Source organism: Serratia sp. X10 (assembly GCF_017811775.1).
Lineage (GTDB): Bacteria > Pseudomonadota > Gammaproteobacteria > Enterobacterales > Enterobacteriaceae > Serratia > Serratia ureilytica.
On sequence record NZ_JAEIOH010000001.1, the window covers coordinates 614,554 to 634,108 of the forward strand.

General features: G+C 60.0%; 15 protein-coding genes and 1 other RNA gene. 8 read left to right on the forward strand and 8 right to left on the reverse strand.

The features are described 5' to 3' along the window. Positions 1 to 61: 61 nt before the first annotated feature. From J9788_RS03195 to J9788_RS03215, 5 genes are all read right to left on the reverse strand, one after another. Positions 62 to 2,146 (reverse strand): TonB-dependent hemoglobin/transferrin/lactoferrin family receptor, encoded by a 2,085-nt coding sequence (locus J9788_RS03195; protein ID WP_182264564.1) that lies wholly within the window; start codon positions 2,144 to 2,146, stop codon positions 62 to 64. Positions 2,147 to 2,240: 94 nt separating this feature from the next. Next, positions 2,241 to 2,423, reverse strand: coding sequence for a hemin uptake protein HemP (gene hemP / locus J9788_RS03200; protein ID WP_016927944.1), 183 nt, complete (start codon positions 2,421 to 2,423; stop codon positions 2,241 to 2,243). A gap of 172 nt (positions 2,424 to 2,595) precedes the next feature. Next, entirely contained in the window at positions 2,596 to 3,081 is a 486-nt protein-coding gene (locus tag J9788_RS03205; RefSeq protein WP_033642898.1) for a glutathione peroxidase, read from the reverse strand. Between the two features lie 105 nt (positions 3,082 to 3,186). Beyond that, positions 3,187 to 4,233: a 3-deoxy-7-phosphoheptulonate synthase gene (locus tag J9788_RS03210; protein WP_033642899.1), complete on the reverse strand. Its 1,047-nt coding sequence runs from the start codon at positions 4,231 to 4,233 to the stop codon at positions 3,187 to 3,189. A 196-nt stretch (positions 4,234 to 4,429) separates the two neighbouring features. Beyond that, complete coding sequence (locus J9788_RS03215; protein ID WP_182264563.1) at positions 4,430 to 5,290, reverse strand: pyruvate, water dikinase regulatory protein; 861 nt, start codon at positions 5,288 to 5,290, stop codon at positions 4,430 to 4,432. Between the two features lie 458 nt (positions 5,291 to 5,748). Here J9788_RS03215 and ppsA point away from each other — a divergent pair, with 458 nt between their 5' ends. Continuing rightward, on the forward strand, positions 5,749 to 8,127 hold the full coding sequence (ppsA, locus tag J9788_RS03220) for a phosphoenolpyruvate synthase (protein ID WP_033642901.1): 2,379 nt from the start codon (positions 5,749 to 5,751) through the stop codon (positions 8,125 to 8,127). A 109-nt stretch (positions 8,128 to 8,236) separates the two neighbouring features. Here ppsA and rprA read toward each other — a convergent pair. Together rprA and ydiK are read right to left on the reverse strand one after the other, a co-directional pair. Continuing rightward, an RNA gene (gene rprA, locus J9788_RS03225) (antisense sRNA RprA) lies at positions 8,237 to 8,348 on the reverse strand. A gap of 258 nt (positions 8,349 to 8,606) precedes the next feature. After that, positions 8,607 to 9,707, reverse strand: a complete 1,101-nt coding sequence (gene ydiK / locus J9788_RS03230; protein ID WP_042784360.1) for an AI-2E family transporter YdiK — start codon at positions 9,705 to 9,707, stop codon at positions 8,607 to 8,609. 245 nt (positions 9,708 to 9,952) lie between these two features. Between ydiK and J9788_RS03235 the strand changes: the two genes are divergently transcribed. Beyond that, positions 9,953 to 13,009, forward strand: coding sequence for an FAD-binding and (Fe-S)-binding domain-containing protein (locus J9788_RS03235; RefSeq protein ID WP_182264562.1), 3,057 nt, complete (start codon positions 9,953 to 9,955; stop codon positions 13,007 to 13,009). Then, complete coding sequence (gene menI, locus J9788_RS03240) at positions 13,006 to 13,422, forward strand: 1,4-dihydroxy-2-naphthoyl-CoA hydrolase (RefSeq protein WP_016927938.1); 417 nt, start codon at positions 13,006 to 13,008, stop codon at positions 13,420 to 13,422. Before J9788_RS03235 ends, menI begins: the two co-directional genes overlap by 4 nt. Before the next feature lie 45 nt (positions 13,423 to 13,467). Here menI and J9788_RS03245 read toward each other — a convergent pair whose 3' ends face one another. Then, positions 13,468 to 13,872 (reverse strand): hypothetical protein, encoded by a 405-nt coding sequence (locus tag J9788_RS03245; RefSeq protein WP_004931369.1) that lies wholly within the window; start codon positions 13,870 to 13,872, stop codon positions 13,468 to 13,470. A 525-nt stretch (positions 13,873 to 14,397) separates the two neighbouring features. Between J9788_RS03245 and sufA the strand changes: the two genes are divergently transcribed. From sufA to sufS, 5 genes are read left to right on the forward strand one after another with little or no spacing between them, the layout of a single operon-like run. Continuing rightward, positions 14,398 to 14,769: a Fe-S cluster assembly scaffold SufA gene (sufA, locus tag J9788_RS03250; protein ID WP_004931368.1), complete on the forward strand. Its 372-nt coding sequence runs from the start codon at positions 14,398 to 14,400 to the stop codon at positions 14,767 to 14,769. A 14-nt stretch (positions 14,770 to 14,783) separates the two neighbouring features. Beyond that, on the forward strand, positions 14,784 to 16,280 hold the full coding sequence (gene sufB, locus J9788_RS03255; RefSeq protein ID WP_182264561.1) for a Fe-S cluster assembly protein SufB: 1,497 nt from the start codon (positions 14,784 to 14,786) through the stop codon (positions 16,278 to 16,280). 43 nt (positions 16,281 to 16,323) lie between these two features. Then, entirely contained in the window at positions 16,324 to 17,070 is a 747-nt protein-coding gene (gene sufC, locus J9788_RS03260; protein WP_016927936.1) for a Fe-S cluster assembly ATPase SufC, read from the forward strand. Continuing rightward, on the forward strand, positions 17,045 to 18,331 hold the full coding sequence (gene sufD, locus J9788_RS03265) for a Fe-S cluster assembly protein SufD (protein WP_182264560.1): 1,287 nt from the start codon (positions 17,045 to 17,047) through the stop codon (positions 18,329 to 18,331). Before sufC ends, sufD begins: the two co-directional genes overlap by 26 nt. Then, complete coding sequence (gene sufS / locus J9788_RS03270) at positions 18,328 to 19,554, forward strand: cysteine desulfurase SufS (protein WP_046898496.1); 1,227 nt, start codon at positions 18,328 to 18,330, stop codon at positions 19,552 to 19,554. The genes sufD and sufS overlap by 4 nt, the downstream gene beginning before the upstream one ends. The last annotated feature ends 1 nt before the right edge of the window (position 19,555 follow it).

The window sequence follows — 19,555 nt, forward strand, 5'->3', positions numbered from 1 at the left end:
ATTCTCCTGCGCTGTGATGCGAATGGCGGACACACCGGATGTCCGCCAGATAGTCAAATGATCACCACTGGTAGCTGACCAGCAGTTTGGCGTTGCGGCCATCCTGCGGGACGCCCTGCGGCGAGTAGTACTCTTTATCGAAGGCGTTGCCCAGCACCACGGTGGTGGTGACGCCCTGCAGACGGTCGCGGCCTTTGTAGCTCAGATAGAAGTCGTTAACCCCGTAGCCGCCTTGCTCCGGCGTCCCCGTCTGCACGCGGGTGGCGCGTTCGGCGAAGGTGGCGACCCAACCGGCGGACAGACCGGTTTCGCCCAGCGGCACATCCAGCGAGCTGGTGACGGTGTCCGGATTGATGCTGCTCAACCAGTCACCGGTCGCTTCATTTTTGCCGCGGGTGCGGTTATAAGCCAAATCCCAGCCGAACCAAGAGGTTTTATAGCTGAGCGTAGCGTCCCATCCCCAGATTTTTGCGCGATCGATATTGGTCGAGAAGGTGGTGCAACTGATGCAGTAAGGGCCGCGCGGGCCGCGTCCCAGCTCCATGGTGACGTCGGTTGTGATGTAATCCTTGGCTTTGGTATCGAAATAGCTCGCTTTGAACTGCAAGCTATCATCGGCGAGCAGCAGATCGTCGAAACGCAGACCAAATCCGTACTCTTGAGTTTCATTGGTTTCCGGTTTCAAATTAGGGTTCGGCACCCAATAGTTGGTGAGGGTGGTAGGCCCCATGGGTATCGAAAAGTGTTTGGAGTCGTTGTACATCTCACCCATTGTCGGTGCGCGGAACGCCTGAGAATAGGAGCCGAACAGCATTAGCCAGTCGGTGGGGGTAATGCTGACTGCGCCGCGTGAGGACCATTTGTTCGCATCCACATCGGCATAGCCGTCACTTGAGCCCTTGTAATTGTCATAGCGGGTGCCGGCGAGCAGGGTGACGGGCAGATCGCGCAGCGTGATTTCGTCCTGCAGCCAGCCTGAAGCGAAGTTGATTTTTGCGTGCGGGAAACTTTCGGTCGCTCCGCCCGGCGTTTGCTCCTGTTTGTAAGCCTCGGTGCCGTAGGTCAGCAGGTGCGAAGCGAAAGTATCTGCAAACAGGCGCGTGCGGTTTTCGAGTTTGGCGCCTTTAGTGGTTTGTTTGCGCGCTTCATCTTCGCTGCCGCTGGCGTGCGCGTTAATTTTCACGTCCGAGTAATACACTTTCGCTTCAGCATCCAGCCAATCCTGGCCGACCGGCTTCAGTTTGTAACTCAGAGCCGCGTCGCGTTGGATCGTCGAACGATCGGTCATTAAGTTTCCAGCGGAGCTGGCTGGCGTTTGTGGGTTTTTCGGCTCTTGGGCGCTGTTGTTGTAGTAACGAAGGTTGCCGCCCAGCGAATGGTTATCGTCGATCTTCCAGGTGCCTTTGGCCAGCACGTTGTTGATGGTTTCGTCGTTGGGGGCATCGAAGCCATTGCCCTGGCGCAGATTGCCGACGTCGCGGGTGCCGAACGACAGCAGACCGTCGAGGTTATCGGTCTTGCCGTAGGCGCTGGCGCCCATGCCCAAGCTGTGATCGCCGCTGCCGGCGGTGCCGTAGACGCGGAACCCGCTGTCGTGGCCCGGCAACAGCAGATCGGCGGCGTCGACAGTTTCATAAGACACTACGCCACCCAGCGCGCCGCTGCCGTACAGCAGGGCAGAAGGGCCGCGCACGATTTCGATGCGTTTCACCAACGCAGGATCTAAAAATGTGCCGTTAATATGGCCGGTATCGGTGCCCTGGCGGATGCCGTCGACCAGCGTCAGCACGCCGCGTCGGTCGTAACCGCGCATCATGAGATCTTGCCCATTGCTGCGGCCGGAGCCCGTGACGGTAATACCCGGCACGCGGCGCAGCATATCGGCAGCGGTCCCCGCAGTTTGGCTTTCCGGCGAACTGCCTTCGATGACCGTCACCATCATCGGCGCTTCAAAGCTGCTGCGCTGATTGCCGGTGGCGACCACGGTCATGGTGTCGTCAGCGGCTTTGGCTTTTTTGGCCGGCGTCGCGGGGGAGGAAGAGGGTGTCGTGCTGGTGTTTTGTGCCAAGGCCACCGTAGGCAGAGCGCAGGCAATCGCCAGACTCAACGCGGAAAAACGCAGCCGGGTGGAAAATGTCAGAGGCATGGTGCAACTCTCCGTATGTAATGAAACATATCAATAGATTTGCTGGCTGCCTGGATCACAAGATCGGGGTGGCTGGCGTTTGAGGATGCTGTGGTTATTTGGTCAGGATCAATTTCCCTGCCTTGGTCTGCCGCAGTTGATAGCGCTGGCCCTGATGGGTAATGAACGCGATGCCGTCGGCGCCGAGCAGCTGTGCGCTGTCGTAGCTGGGCGGCGCGTTTGCGCTGTGCTCGGTCGGGGCCGCGGCGGCGGGAGTTGGCGTGTTGGCAGTATCCATCATCTTTGTGCTTATAAAACAGACCATTAAATGGTAATTAATATCAAATTGAGAATCATTATCATGTGATGGAAAGGTTACATCAAGGAAAATTTTCTTACCGATGGAACCTTTTTGCCGAACGGACATCCGGCGACGGGCCGAACGCGCTCGGCCCGTAAAAAAGAGGGGATTATTTCAGCAGGGTTTCGATACGGTCGAACAGACGCTCAGGTTTGGTGATCGGCGCAAAGCGTGTCACGCGCTGGCCGTCGGCGGTGAGCAGGAATTTGGTGAAATTCCATTTGATGCGTCGGCTGCCCAGAATGCCGGGCGCCAGGCGTTTCAGTTCGTTGAACAGTGGATGGGCACCGGGGCCGTTGACCTCTATTTTGTTGAACAGCGGGAAACTGACGCCGTAGTTGAGGCTGCAAAAATTGGCGATCTCAAGCGGACTGCCCGGCTCCTGAGAACCAAACTGGTTGCAAGGGAAGCCGAGCACCATCAACCCGCGTTCGCGATAGTATTGCCACAAATTTTCCAGCCCGCGGTATTGCGGGGTGAAGCCGCACTTGCTGGCGGTGTTGACCACCAGGTAAGCGCGCGCCGGGAAATCGCCCAGCGTTTTTTGCTCGCCCTGCAGCGTGACGCAGGGGATGGATAACAGAGAGTGAATCATGCCGGGGCTCCCAGTGCGTTGCGGCGGGTGTTAAAGGATTGCGATCAGTATAGATGAGCGAAACAGGGGAGATAAAGCCGGGGCGTGGCCCCGGCCTGCGATAGGCTAGAAGCGGCTATCGATGGCATCCGCCAGCATCGCCAGCAGCTGTTCGCTGTCGGACCAGCTCAGGCAAGGATCGGTGATCGACTGGCCATAGGTCAGCGGCTGGCCGGCGACGATTTTCTGCGTGCCTTCCACCAGGAAGCTTTCCGCCATCACGCCGGTGATGGCGGCAGAGCCGGCGCGGATCTGCTGGCAGACATTGTCGGCCACTTCCAACTGACGGCGATGCATCTTCTGGCAGTTGCCGTGGCTGAAGTCGATCACCAGGTGCTCCGGCAGATCGAATTCACGCAGGCTGTCACAGGCGGCGGCGATATCGCTGGCGTGGTAGTTCGGCGTTTTGCCGCCGCGCATGATGATGTGGCCGTACGGGTTGCCGCTGGTCTGGTAGATGGTCATCTGACCATGTTTGTCCGGCGACAGGAACATGTGCCCGGCGCGCGCCGCGCGAATGGCGTCGATGGCGATGCGGGTGTTGCCGTCGGTGCCGTTTTTGAAGCCGACCGGGCAGGAGAGCGCCGAGGCCATTTCACGGTGGATCTGGCTTTCGGTGGTGCGCGCGCCGATGGCGCCCCAGCTGATCAGATCGGCGATGTATTGGCCGACCACCATGTCCAGGAATTCGGTGGCGGTCGGCAGGCCGAGCTGGTTCACCTCCAGCAGCAGGCGGCGCGCCATTTCGATGCCGCGGTTGACCTGGAAGGTGCCGTCCAGCGCCGGATCGGAGATCAGGCCTTTCCAGCCGACAACGGTGCGCGGTTTTTCGAAGTAGGTGCGCATCACGATCTCCAGGCGATCCTGGTAGCGTTCGCGCAGGGCGTTCAGCCGGCCGGCGTAATCGACGGCGGCGTCGAGATCGTGGATGGAGCAGGGGCCGATCACCACCAGCAGGCGGCGGTCTTCACCGGTAAGGATTTTTTCAATGCGTTTACGTGACGCTGTCACGTTATCGGCGACGGCCGCCGAGATCGGCAGCTTATCCGCCAACGCTTGCGGCGTGACGAGGCTGTCGATGCGCGCGGTCCGCAGTTCATCTGTTTTGTGCATGTTGTTCCCTGGAAACTGTTCTTCTCTGCGGCAGGAGCGCCGGGAAGTGATGGCGATCACAATAACGCAAAAAGCGCTGAATTCAACCGTAGAGATTGCGTTCTGTTGATCAAAGCCGCGAAAAAAAGCACAAAAAAATCAGCTGCTGCTGAAATAAACGGCAGGCGGCGGGGCGCGATGGCCCCGCGGGGAAAGATCAGAACATGCGGCGGCTCATGCCAAGGATATCGAGGATTTTGGTGGAGATCTCTTCGACCGAATAGTTGGTGGTGTTGAGGTAGCGGATCTGGTTTTTGCGGAACAGCGCCTCGACCTCGGCGATTTCCATGCGGCACTGGCGCAAGGAGGCGTAACGGCTGTTTTCACGCCGCTCTTCACGGATCGCCGCCAGGCGCTCCGGATCGATGGTCAGGCCGAATAATTTATGCTGAAACGGTTTCAGCGAGGCCGGCAGATGCAAATTGTCCATATCGTCGGCGATAAACGGGTAGTTGGCGGCGCGGATGCCGAACTGCATCGCCAGATAGAGGCTGGTGGGGGTTTTGCCGCAGCGCGAGACGCCGAGCAGGATCACCTGCGCCTGATCGAGGTTGCGCAGCGAAATGCCGTCATCGTGCGCCAGGGTATAGTCGATGGCGGCGATGCGAGCGTCGTACTTGCCGAGGTTGCTGGCGGTCAGGCCGTGGGTGCGGTTCGGCACCGGCGTCGGTTCCACATCCAGCTCGCCCTGCAGCGGGCCGACCAGCGCCTGCACGATATCCTGGCAGAAGCCCTGGCTCTGGACGATCACATCGCGCACTTCCGGCGAGATGATGGAGTAAAACACCAACGGGCGCACGCCGGTTTCATGATAAATATCATCGATTTGCTGGCTAACTGCGCGCGCGCGGGCCTCGGTTTCGACAAACGGCAGGGTATAGGTGGTCGCCGTGACCGGGAACTGCGACAGCACCGCGTGTCCCAGCACTTCGGCGGTGATCGCCGTACCATCCGAAATATAAAAAACGCTTCTTTCCACCCGAGGCTCCTTACCTGAAAACGGTGTTCCTGCTGTCATCACTGTCAATATCATGGGCCGCAGACGATCCGTCGGTAAAGGGGCGAGAGAAAAAATTGTGATGAAGGGGCGATAAACCGCCATGCGGCGACGCAGGCGGAAAGCGCGATTAGCGGCCGTAAAAAGTGCGGCCCAGCGGCGCTTTTCCACCTGAAGCGCGAGTTTGCCGTTATTTTCACCAAAAACGGTAGCGTTTGCGCGGTCATTAAAACAGAAGTTTAAAAAGAACGTAATTAGTTGAGAACTAAGCTTTTCGTGCGTTTGGGAACGGTTCCCAGGCAAATCAGCCGGTTAGGACATTCTCTTAAAAACCACTTTCTTCAGTGGGTTGATCGATTCACCTTTCCATTTTCCCCGGATCAGTGTGCTAGTCTGATTCGGCTCCGCGTTTAGCGGCGCCGTAAAGCAAGCGAATTAAATCCGTCTTTACCCTACTGATAGCAATAAGGATTGTCTCGATGTCCAACAATGGCCCAGACTTGCGTAATGTGCTTTGGTACAACCAGCTTGGCATGCACGACGTTGACCGTGTCGGCGGCAAAAACGCTTCCCTCGGTGAAATGATCACCAATCTTTCCGATTTGGGCGTGGCCGTGCCGAACGGTTTTGCCACCACCGCGCAGGCGTTTAACGATTTCCTCGAACAAAGCGGTGTTAACCAGCGCATCTATCAGTTACTGGATCAGACTGACGTTGACGACGTTGCACAACTGGCCAAGGCCGGTGCCCAGATCCGCCAATGGGTGATCGACACGCCGTTCCACGCCGAGTTCGAGCGTGAAATTCATCAGGCTTACCAACAGCTCGCCGACGGCGAACCGGAAGCTTCCTTTGCGGTGCGCTCCTCCGCCACGGCGGAAGACATGCCGGACGCTTCCTTCGCCGGCCAGCAGGAAACCTTCCTCAACGTGCAGGGCATCGACGCCGTGATGGTGGCGATCAAGCACGTGTTCGCGTCGCTGTTCAATGACCGCGCCATCTCTTATCGCGTGCACCAGGGCTACGACCACCGCGGCGTGGCGCTGTCGGCGGGCGTACAGCGCATGGTGCGCTCCGATCTGGCCTCCTCGGGCGTGATGTTCACCATCGACACCGAGTCCGGCTTTGATCAGGTGGTGTTCATCACCTCCGCCTTCGGTCTGGGTGAGATGGTGGTGCAGGGCGCGGTGAACCCGGATGAGTTCTATGTGCACAAGCCGACGCTGCAAAAAGGCAAGCCGGCGATCGTGCGCCGCAACCTGGGCTCGAAAAAAATCCGCATGGTGTACGCGCCGTCGCAGGATCACGGCAAGCAGGTGCGCATCGAAGACGTGCCGGAAGCGCAGCGCAGCCGGTTCTCGCTGACCGATGACGAAGTGCAGGCGCTGGCGCATCAAGCGATCCTGATCGAAAAACATTACGGCCGCCCGATGGATATCGAGTGGGCGAAAGACGGCCATACCGGCAAACTGCTGATCGTGCAGGCGCGCCCGGAGACCGTTCGCTCCAACGAACAGACCATGGAACGCTATCAGCTGAACGGCTCCAGCCCGGTGCTGGTGGAAGGCCGCGCCATCGGTCATCGCATCGGCGCCGGTCCGGTGAAAGTGATTCACGATATCAGCGAAATGGATCGCATCCAGCCGGGCGACGTGCTGGTGACCGACATGACCGATCCGGACTGGGAGCCGATCATGAAGAAGGCCGCTGCGATCGTCACCAACCGCGGCGGGCGCACCTGCCACGCGGCGATCATCGCCCGTGAGCTGGGCATTCCGGCGGTAGTGGGCTGTGGCCACGCCACCGACGTGCTGAAAGACGGCCAGAAAGTCACCGTATCCTGTGCGGAAGGCGACACCGGCTTCGTTTACAGCGACATGCTGGACTTCAGCGTGCAGAGCTCCGAAGTGACCGAACTGCCGGATCTGCCGCTGAAGATCATGATGAACGTCGGCAACCCGGATCGCGCCTTCGACTTCGCGCGTTTGCCGAATGAAGGCGTGGGCCTGGCGCGGCTGGAATTCATCATCAACCGCATGATTGGCGTGCACCCGCGCGCGTTGCTGGAGTTCGATCAGCAAACGCCGGCGTTGCAAAACGAAATTCGCGCGTTGATGCAGGGCTATGACCACCCGGTCGAGTTCTACGTCGGTCGTTTGACCGAAGGGATCGCGACGCTGGGCGCCGCCTTCTGGCCGAAGCGCGTTATCGTGCGTCTGTCCGACTTCAAATCCAACGAGTACGCCAACCTGGTGGGCGGCGACAAGTATGAACCGCACGAAGAGAACCCGATGCTGGGCTTCCGCGGGGCCGGCCGCTACGTGGCCGACAGCTTCCGCGATTGCTTCGCGCTGGAGTGCGAAGCGGTGAAACGCGTGCGTAACGAAATGGGGCTGACCAACGTCGAAATCATGGTGCCGTTCGTGCGCACCGTGGCGCAGGCGGAAGCGGTGGTGGCCGAGCTGGCGCGTCAGGGGCTGAAGCGTGGCGAAAACGGGCTGAAAGTGATCATGATGTGCGAGATCCCGTCCAATGCGCTGCTGGCGGATCAGTTCCTTGAGCACTTCGACGGCTTCTCCATCGGCTCCAACGACATGACCCAGCTGGCGCTGGGGTTGGATCGCGACTCCGGCGTGGTGTCAGAACTGTTCGACGAACGCAACGACGCGGTGAAAGCGCTGCTGTCGATGGCGATCCAGGCGGCCAAACGCCACGGCAAATACGTCGGTATCTGCGGCCAGGGGCCGTCAGACCATGAAGACTTCGCCGAGTGGTTGATGGAGCAGGGCATTGATAGCCTGTCGCTCAATCCGGATACCGTCGTGCAGACCTGGATCAACTTGTCGAAAAAGAAATAATGCTTCGGCGCTGCTAAGGCATTAATACCCGGCCGCAGTTTACGCTGCGGCCTTTTTATTTCTGAATGTAAATAACGGCGCGTTAAATAATCAATTTGGCGAAAAAAGAATAAAAAAAAGCCCATCGTAGGAGATGGGCAAAGACTACACACAGCAATTCACATGTATGGCATTACATTGTTCAGAAAGGTTGCTTTAAAATCAGTGATTTGAAGCAATAGATGGCCATAATACTAGATATTTGAACGCGACTAGTCATTAAGAATCATCCTAATCGATAGCGGTATCACCATTTATTTGCGGGCGTTATCTCTTTTTGCATTTTGCAGCAAACAAGGATTTACATTGCACCTTTCCATTTGCCACGCCTTAATCAATAAACAACGGCATTATATTTGGCGAAGATATTACCCGAATGAGGTAGGCGTAATGAGAGGGGAAACTCTTCCGCCCGGCGATGCGGGCGGAAGGGAGGGCGATTAACGCTTTTCCAGTTCTTCGATCACTTGCTCCGGCGCGGTGGTCGGCTCCGGCGCTTCATCCATCCAGGCGGTCAGCAGGCGATAAGACACCGCCAACACCACCGGGCCGATGAACAGGCCGATCATGCCGAAGGCCAGCAAACCGCCGATAACGCCGGACAGGATCAGCAGCAGCGGCAGATCGGCGCCCATGCGGATCAGCACCGGGCGCAGCACGTTATCCAGCGTGGCCACCACACAGCTCCAGACCAGCAGCACGGTGCCCCAGGTGGTGTCGCCGTGCCAGTACAGCCAAATGATGGCCGGCACCAGCACCAACAGCGGCCCCAATTGCGCCACACAGCAGATGAAGATCAGCATCGTCAACAGGGTGGCGGCCGGAATGCCGCTTACCGCCAGACCGATGCCGCCCAGCACCGACTGCACCAGCGCCGTCACTACCACGCCCAGCGCGACCGCGCGGATCGCCTGGCCGCCCAGTAGCACCGCCGCATCGCCGCGCGCGGAACCGAGGCGCACCGCAAAGTGACGGATACCCAGCGCGACCTGTTCGCCGCGCGCGTACAACAAGGCGCTGAACAGCAGCATCAGTGCGCAGTGCAGCAGCAGGCGGCCGATATGCGCCGCCTGCGCCACGAACCAGGTGGCGGTCTGGCCGAAGTATGGCTGTACCTTCGCCAGCAGCGCGGCGCCGCCAGCGTTAACCAGCGTATGGTAGCTGGTATAGAGTTTGTCGCCGATCATCGGGACGGATTGCAGCCAGGCGAGGTCGGGAATATGCAGCTTGCCTGGCGAGCTGGCCCAGGCGATCAACGGCGCGCTGTTATCCACCACGCTGCTGATCAGCAGGGAGATGGGCAGAATGAACAGCAGGATCAACAGCAGGGTCATGACCAGCACCGCCAGCGAGCGGCGGCCCCACAGCAGCTTTTGCAGTTTGAGCAGCAGCGGCCAGGTGGCGATGACCACCATGCCCGCCCAGGCGAAGCCGAGAATAAACGGTTGGATCACCCAGAAACAGGCGACGATCATGATGGCGATAAACAGCACGCCGAAAATAATTCGCGGTAAGTCGTAACGCGATTGCGGGAGTGGCATCAGTGGGTTCTCATCCTGGTCAATTAAATCCCTGGCACCGGCGAATCGGGGTGCCTGTCGGTCGGTTTATCACCGCCGGGCGGCCGCCTGTGGCGGCGCTCGCAGGGCGGTAATAATGTGAATGCCTTCACTAAACGAGTATGTTAGTTTTTAGTGTCACTAAAAAATAGGGTGGGTCTGAATTAAAGGCCCGATTCAGCGTACATCAGCGCATAAAAAATAGACGGACAGGGTCAAAAAAGCGAATGATCCCACAGATTTCTCAGGCGCCCGGCCTCGTTCAACGGGTGCTCGACTTTTTGGAAGCACTGAAGCAAAACGGATTCAACGGCGATACCGCCACCAGCTACGCCGACCGGCTGACGATGGCCACCGACAACAGCATTTACCAGCTGTTGCCCGATGCGGTGGTGTTTCCCCGTTCCACCGCCGACGTGGCGCTGATCGCCCGCCTGGCGGGGGAAGAGCGTTTCAATACGCTGACCTTCAGCCCGCGCGGCGGCGGCACCGGCACCAACGGTCAGTCGCTCAATACCGGCATCGTGGTCGATATGTCGCGTCATATGAACCGCATTCTGGAGATCAACGTCGAACAGGGCTGGGTGAAAGTCGAAGCCGGGGTCATCAAGGATCAGCTGAATCAATATTTGCGGCCGTTCGGCTACTTCTTCTCGCCGGAACTGTCCACCAGCAACCGCGCCACCTTGGGCGGCATGATCAACACCGACGCCTCCGGCCAGGGCTCGTTGGTATACGGCAAAACCTCCGATCACGTGTTGGGCCTGCGGGCGGTGCTGCTGGGCGGCGAGATGATCGACACCCGCGCCATGCCGACGGCGCTGGCGGAAACGATTGCCCTGGAAGAGACCGCCGAAGGGCGCATCTACCGCACCGTGCTGAATCGCTGCCGCGAGCAGCGCGCGCTGATCCTGGAAAAATTCCCCAAACTCAACCGCTTCCTCACCGGCTACGACCTGCGCCACGTGCTGAGCGACGATCTGCAAACCTTCGATCTGACGCGCATCCTCACCGGTGCGGAAGGCACGCTGGCTTTTATCACCGAAGCGCGGCTGGACATCACGCCGCTGCCGAAGGTGCGTCGTCTGGTTAACGTGAAATACGACACCTTCGACTCGGCGCTGCGCAATGCGCCCTTTATGGTCGAGGCCAAGGCGCTGTCGGTGGAAACCATCGACTCCAAGGTGCTGAATCTGGCGCGTGAAGATATCGTTTGGCATTCGGTAAGCGAACTGATCGCCGACGTGCCGGACAAAGAGATGCTTGGGCTGAACATCGTCGAATTCGCCGGCGACGATCGCGCGCTGATCGATGGCCAGATGGAGACCCTGTGCCAACGGCTGGATGAACTGATCGCCCAGCGGCAGGCCGGCGTGATCGGGTACCAGATCTGCGGCGACCTGGCGGGCATCGAGCGCATTTACAACATGCGCAAGAAGGCGGTCGGGCTGCTGGGCAACGCCAAAGGGCGCGCCAAGCCGATCCCGTTCGCCGAGGATACTTGCGTGCCGCCGCAGCACCTGGCGGACTATATCGTCGAGTTCCGCCAACTGCTCGACGACCACAAGCTGAGCTATGGCATGTTCGGCCACGTCGATGCCGGGGTGCTGCACGTGCGTCCGGCGCTCGACATGTGCGACCCCCAGCAGGAAGTGCTGATGAAACAGATCTCCGATCGGGTGGTGGCGCTCACCGCCAAATACGGCGGCCTGCTGTGGGGCGAGCATGGCAAGGGGTTCCGCGCCGAGTACAGCCCTGAATTCTTCGGGGAAACGCTGTACGAGGAGCTGCGCCGCATCAAGACGGCGTTCGATCCGGATAACCGTCTTAACCCGGGCAAGATCTGTGCGCCGTTGGCGGTGGATGCGCCGATGATGCAGGTGGATGCGGTCAAACGCGGCACCTTCGATCGCCAGATCCCGGTCGAAGTGCGCACCTCGTTCCGCGGCGCGCTGGAGTGTAACGGCAACGGTCTATGCTTCAACTTCGACGTGCGCAGCCCGATGTGCCCGTCGATGAAGATCAGCGGCAACCGCATTCATTCGCCGAAAGGGCGGGCGACGCTGGTGCGCGAGTGGCTGCGTCTGTTGGCCGAGCAGGGTGTCGATCCGGTGGCGCTGGAGAAACAGCTGCCGCAGCAGCGCCTCAGCTTGCGCGGTCTAATCGAGAAAACCCGCAACAGCTGGCATGCCGGCAAGGGCGAGTACGACTTTTCGCACGAAGTGAAAGAGGCGATGTCCGGCTGTCTGGCCTGCAAGGCCTGTTCCACCCAGTGCCCGATCAAAATTGACGTGCCGGGGTTCCGTTCGCGCTTCCTGCAGCTTTACCATACCCGCTACCTGCGCCCGGTGAGCGACTACATGGTCGCCGGTGTAGAGAGCTATACCCCGTTGATGGCCCGCGCGCCGAAGGTGTTCAACTTCTTCTTCCGCCAGCCGTGGCTGCGGGAGATGAGCCGCAACGCCGTCGGCATGGTCGATCTGCCGCTGTTGTCCAGCCCGACGCTGCGTCAGCAGCTGTCAGGCCACCGGGCGACCACGCTGACGCTGGAACAGTTGGAAGGGTTGAACGCCGAGCAACGCGAAGAACACGTGCTGATTGTTCAGGATCCGTTCACCAGCTATTACGACGCCAAAGTGGTGGCGGATTTCGTCCGGCTGGTGGAAAAGCTCGGTTATAAACCGGTGCTGCTGCCGTTCTCGCCGAACGGCAAGGCGCAGCATGTGAAGGGCTTCCTGACGCGGTTCGCCCGCACCGCGCGCAAAACCGCCGATTTCCTCAACCGCGTGGCGCAGCTCGGCATGCCGCTGGTGGGCGTCGATCCGGCGCTGGTGCTGTGCTACCGCGACGAATACCACGAGATCCTCGGCGCCGAGCGCGGCGATTTCCAGGTGCAGCTGGTGCATGAATGGTTGCAACAGCGGATCGCGGATCGCGCCGAACAGCCGGCGACCGGCGAACCCTGGTATCTGTTCGGTCACTGCACTGAAACCACCGCACTGCCGGCCAGCGGCCAACAGTGGGCGGCGATCTTCGCCCGTTTCGGCGCCCGGCTGGAGAACGTCAGCGTCGGCTGCTGCGGCATGGCCGGCACTTACGGCCATGAAGCCAAGAACCTGCAAAACTCGCTCGGCATTTATGAGCTATCATGGCACCCGACGCTGCAGCGTTTGCCGCGTCAGCGCTGCCTGGCGACCGGCTATTCCTGCCGCAGCCAGGTGAAACGCATCGAGGGCAATGGCGTGCGCCACCCATTACAGGCACTTCTGGAGATGATTGAGTGAAATTGTGGAAACGTGAAACATCGCTGGAGCAGCTGAACCGCGCCGGCGACGGCTGCATGGTCAGCCATGTGGGCATCGAGTTTACTCAGCTGGGCGAGGATTTCCTGGAGGCCACCATGCCGGTGGACGGCCGCACCCGGCAGCCGTTCGGGCTGTTGCACGGCGGGGCGTCGGTGGTGCTGGCGGAATCGATGGGATCGATGGCCGGCTACCTGTGCAGCGAAGGCGAACAGAAGGTGGTGGGGCTGGAGATCAACGCCAACCACCTGCGGGCGGTGTTCGATGGCCAGGTGCGCGGGGTGTGCCGCGCGCTGCACGTGGGCCGCCGTCATCAGGTGTGGCAGATAGAGATCTTCGACGCGCGCGATCGGCTGTGCTGCACCTCGCGTCTGACCACGGCGGTCATCGACTGATCCCCGCCGGTTTCCGCAGGCGATCGGCCTGCGGAGCGCTTCGTTTTACAGCTGAAACGGCACGCGTTTGACGAAGTCCTTCTGAAACGCGTTCGCCTTCTCCCAGGTGCCTTCCATCGCATATTTTTGGCAGATCAGCGTCAGCGTGTGGCGGGCGAAGTGGTAGCTTTGCACCCGAAACAGCTGGCAGCGCTGCGGATTGTTGATCTCGACGATCAGCCGGTTGTGCAGCTTGCTGAGCGCGTGCAGATAGCTGTCATCATCGCCGTTCTCCAGGCACAGATTGGCCATGGTGAGGCTGACGCTGTTGTACCGCTTCAGATGATCAATATTGCATTCCGGGCGGCGCAGCGCCGCTTCGGCCATATAAAAGTCCACCGTGGCGTCGCGCACGCTGAATTTGTAGTCATCAATCTTGCCCAGCAACCATGCGTTGATCGAAAGAGTCATTGGCTTCGCGCTCAAATTCAAATTGAATGATAATCATTATCATATAAACTGCCGCGTTGCCGATCAATCCCCGTGGCGGCGTTTTTTCATTCCATGGGGGTAAAAGGCCGTCGACGGCCCAACTTAACCCAGAGCGACTAAACTTTAACGTAAAGGCCGCGCCTTGCGCCGCGGCGCAAAATGCCGATAAACGCACATTTACGACAGACAGAATGCAGAAATAGGTATTTTCTATGAATGTTTAGATCGGCAACGCACCGCGGCGCTGTAACGCTGACGGGCCACCGGGGAGTGCGGTACGGTGATGCAGGATAAAGAACAAATTCATAGGGATAGCATGCATGCCTTGCCGCCACACGCCGCAAGCCGCCACGGATGTCCCGCTGGCTTGCCGCACGCCGCAGCGAAAAACCGCGCTCGCGGCGGATACCCCCGCAAAACAAACGGTTGAAGTGATAATCGTTATCACTAACATATAAGTAACCCAGATTGGCTGTGGCCAAACACGAGTGTGAGGTAGACCCTATGCAAACGGAAAATGTCGGCACTTTTTCTTTGGACGAGAATGTCTGGCAAGGCATTTCGCTCAGCGACAGCGCCGTACGACAAATAACGAAACTGATGCAGCAGGATCCGCAGGTGAAAGGGCTGCAGCTAGGGGTAAAACAATCCGGCTGCGCCGGCTTTGCCTATGTGCTGGATCTGACCCGCGAACCCGCCGATGACGATCTGCTGTTTGAGCGCGACGGCGCCAAACTCTATGTGCCGCTGAAGGCGATGCCGTTTATTGACGGCACCACGGTAGATTATGTCCGCGAAGGGCTGAATCAGATATTCAAATTCAATAACCCTAAAGCTCAGCATGCCTGCGGGTGCGGCGAGAGTTTTGGCGTTTGAGCGATGCAATCAACATGACACGAAGCAATGTAGAAATGCCTAATGAAGTGCAGGCTTGGGTCAGCGAAGGTCGCTACAAAGAAGGTTTCTTCACCCAGCTGGCAACCGATGAGTTGGCCAAGGGCATCAACGAAGAGGTGGTGCGCGCCATCTCGGCCAAGCGCAACGAACCCGAGTGGATGCTGGAATTCCGCCTCGAGGCCTACCGCGCCTGGCTGCAGATGGAAGAGCCGCACTGGCTGAAGGCCAATTACGAACGCCTTAACTACCAGGACTACAGTTACTATTCGGCGCCGTCCTGCGGCAGCTGCGACGACGCCTGCGGTTCACAGCCCGGCGCCGAGCAGCAACCGGGCGCGGCGACGGAAAAAGATTACCTGACCAGCGAAGTGGAGCTGGCGTTCAACCAGCTTGGCGTGCCGGTGCGCGAGGGCAGCGAGGTGGCGGTGGACGCTATCTTCGACTCGGTCTCGGTTGCCACCACTTACCGTGAAAAACTGGCGGAGAGCGGAGTGATCTTCTGCTCGTTCGGCGAAGCGATCCAGGAATATCCGGATCTGGTGCGCCAGTATCTGGGGCGCGTGGTGCCGTCCAACGATAATTTCTTCGCCGCGCTGAACGCCGCGGTGGCTTCCGACGGCACCTTCGTCTATGTGCCGAAGGACGTGCGCTGTCCGATGGAGCTGTCGACCTATTTCCGCATCAACGCCGCCAAAACCGGCCAGTTCGAGCGCACCATCCTGATCGCCGACGAAGGCAGCTACGTCAGCTACATCGAAGGCTGTTCCGCCCCGGTGCGCGACAGCTATCAGCTGCATGCGGCGGTGGTGGAAGTGATCCTGCATAAAGACGCCGAAGTGAAATACTCGACGGTGCAGAACTGGTTCTCCGGCGGCGAGAGCAAGGGCGGTATCCTCAACTTCGTCACCAAGCGCGCCCTGTGCGAAGGCGCCGGCTCGAAAATGTCCTGGACCCAGTCGGAAACCGGCTCGGCCATCACCTGGAAGTACCCGAGCGTGATCCTGCAGGGCGACAATTCGATCGGCGAATTCTTCTCGGTGGCGCTGACCAGCGGCCATCAGCAGGCGGACACCGGCACCAAGATGATCCACATCGGCAAAAACACCAGGTCGACCATCATCGCCAAAGGCATTTCCGCCGGCCACAGCGAGAACACCTATCGCGGCCTGGTGAAAATCCTGCCGGGGGCGGAAAACGCCCGTAACTTTACCCAGTGCGACTCGATGCTGATCGGGCCGGACAGCGGCGCCCATACGTTCCCTTACGTTGAAGCGCGCAACAACAGCGCGCAGCTGGAACACGAAGCCACCACCTCGAAGATCGGCGACGACCAGCTGTTCTACTGCCTGCAGCGCGGCATCAGCGAGGATGACGCCATTTCGATGATCGTCAACGGTTTCTGCAAGGACGTTTTCTCCGAGCTGCCGCTGGAGTTCGCCGTCGAGGCGCAGAAACTTTTGGCCATCAGCCTGGAACACAGCGTGGGCTAATCGCCGCATTTTTAGCGCCGTCGGCGCTATCTGAGGACACAGCATGTTAAGCATCAAGAATTTGAAAGTCAGCGTGGAAGGCAACGAGATCCTCAAGGGATTGGATCTGGAGATCAAACCGGGCGAAGTGCACGCCATCATGGGGCCGAACGGTTCGGGTAAGAGTACGCTGTCCGCCACGCTGGCCGGGCGTGAAGAATACGAAGTGACTGAAGGGGAAGTCACCTTCAAGGGCAAAGATCTGCTGGAGCTGGATCCGGAAGATCGCGCGGGCGAAGGCGTGTTCCTGGCGTTCCAGTATCCGGTGGAGATCCCCGGCGTCAGCAACCACTTCTTCCTGCAGACGTCGGTCAACGCGGTGCGCAAATACCGCGAACAGGAGCCGCTGGATCGCTTTGACTTCGCCGATTTCATCGAAGAAAAGATCGCGCTGCTGGATATGCCGGCCGATCTGCTGACCCGTTCGGTCAACGTCGGTTTCTCCGGCGGCGAGAAAAAGCGCAACGACATTCTGCAGATGGCGGCGCTGGAGCCGGATCTGTGCATTCTCGATGAAACCGACTCCGGTCTGGATATCGACGCGCTGAAAATCGTCGCCAACGGCGTCAACTCGCTGCGGGACGGCAAGCGCGCCTTTATCATCGTCACGCACTACCAGCGCATTTTGGACTACATCCAGCCGGATTACGTACACGTGCTGTCCCAGGGGCGCATCGTCAAATCCGGCGATTTCTCGCTGGTGAAACAGTTGGAGGAGCAAGGCTATGGCTGGCTTACCGACCAACAGTAACGCCAACGCGTTGCAGCAGCTGTATCGTCTGTTCGAAGGCCGCGGCGGCGAGCGTTCGCCCCATGCGCTGGCGCACTGGCAGCAGGCGCTGAGACTCGGCTGGCCGACGCGCAAACATGAGAACTGGAAATACACGCCGCTCGAGGGGCTGCTGGAGCAGCAATTCCTTGAGCCGCAGCCCGCATCCGTGAACGCCACTCAGCTCGAGGCGCTGGCGCTCGGTATCGACGCATGCCGGCTGGTGTTTATCGACGGCCGCTACAGTGCCGCGCTCAGCGATGGCGATCTGAGCGACTACCAGTTCGAGCTGACCGCCTACGGCACGCCGCAGGCGCTGCCGGAGCCCATTCAGCCCGAAGTCTTCCTGCATCTGACCGAAAGCCTGGCGCAGGAAACCAGCCTGATCCGTCTGCCGGCCGGTAAAGCCCCCACACGGCCGCTGTACCTGCTGCATATCAGCAGCGGCCGCGGCGTGACGGGGGAAGTGAATACCGTGCATCACCGCCATCATCTGGAGATCGGGCGCGGGGCCGAGGCGGAAGTGATCGAACACTATGTCAGCCTGGGCGAGGCCGCGCACTTTACCGGCGCGCGCCTGACCGCCAACGTGGCGGACAACGCCGGGCTGTTGCACTGCAAGCTGGCGTTTGAAAGCCGGCCGAGCTACCACTTTGCCCATAACGATCTGGTCATCGGCCGCGACGCGCGGGTGAAAAGCGACAGCTTCCTGCTGGGCGCCGGCCTGACGCGCCACAACACCAGCGCACAGCTGAACGGCGAAGGCGCCAATCTGGTGATCAACAGCCTGGTGCTGCCGGTGGGCAAGGAGATCTGCGATACCCGCACCTATCTGGAACACAACAAGGGCTACTGCGAAAGCCGCCAGCTGCATAAAACCGTGGTCAGCGATCGCGGCAAAGCGGTGTTCAACGGCATGATCAAAGTGGCCAAACACGCCATCAAAACCGACGGGCAGATGACCAACCACAACCTGTTGTTGGGGAAAGTGGCGGAAGTGGATACCAAGCCGCAGCTGGAGATCTACGCTGACGACGTCAAGTGCAGCCACGGCGCCACCGTGGGGCGTATCGATGAAGAACAGCTGTTTTATCTGCAGTCGCGCGGCATCGACAAGCACGCGGCGCAGCAGATGATCATCTTCGCCTTCGCCGCCGAGCTGACCGAAGGCATCGCCAACGACACCATCCGGGAACGGGTGCTGGCGCGCATCGCCCAGCGCCTGCCGGGGGAGGCTGCATGAGTTATCCGATTGAACGCGTGCGCGGCGATTTCCCGCTGCTGGCGCGCGAGGTGAACGGCCAACCGCTGGCCTACCTCGACAGCGCCGCCAGCGCGCAGAAACCGCAGACGGTGATCGACCGCGAACTGGATTTCTATCGCCACGGCTATGCCGCGGTGCATCGCGGCATCCACACCCTGAGCGCCGAGGCGACTCAGCAGATGGAAGCGGTGCGGGAACAGGCGGCGCGCTTTATCAACGCCGCCTCGGTGGAAGAGATGGTGTTCGTCAAGGGCACCACCGAAGGTATCAATCTGGTGGCCAACAGCTTTGGCCGCCACCGGCTGCAGCCGGGTGACGCGATTCTCATCACCGAGATGGAGCACCACGCCAACATTGTGCCCTGGCAGATGCTGGCGCAGGAGCGCGGTCTGCAGCTGCGGGTTTGGCCGCTGCAGCCCGACGGCACGCTGGATCTGGCGCGGTTGCCGGAACTGGTCGACGCGTCCTGCAAACTGCTGGCGCTGACCGAGGTCTCCAACGTGCTGGGCACCGTCAACCCGGTGCGCGACATCATCGCCCGCGCCAGAGCCCTGGCGCCGGATCTGACGGTGCTGGTGGACGGCGCGCAGGCGGTGATGCACCAGCGCGTCGATGTTCAGGCGCTGGACTGCGATTTCTACGTGTTTTCCGGCCATAAGCTGTATGGCCCTTCCGGCATCGGCATGCTGTATGGGCGCCAGGCGCTCCTGCAGCAGATGCCGCCGTGGGAAGGGGGCGGCTCGATGATCCGTCAGGTCAGCCTGACGGCGGGCACCACCTTCGCCGATCCGCCCTGGCGCTTCGAGGCCGGTTCGCCGAACACAGCCGGTATCATGGGGCTGGGCGCGGCGTTCGATTACGTCGAAGCCCTGGGGCTGAATGCGATCCGCGATTATGAACAGTCGCTGATGCATTACGCGCTTGAGGCGCTCAAGCAGGTGCCGACGCTGAAAATCTATGGTCCGGCGCATCGGGCCGGGGTGATCGCCTTCAATTTGGGGGAACACCACGCCTATGACGTCGGCAGCTTCCTCGATCAATACGGCATCGCCATTCGCACCGGCCACCATTGCGCCATGCCGCTGATGGCGTTTTATCAGGTGCCGAGCATGTGCCGCGCGTCGCTGGCGTTATATAATACCCGCGAAGAGGTGGACCGGCTGGTGGCCGGGCTGCAACGCATTCATCAGCTGTTAGGCTAGC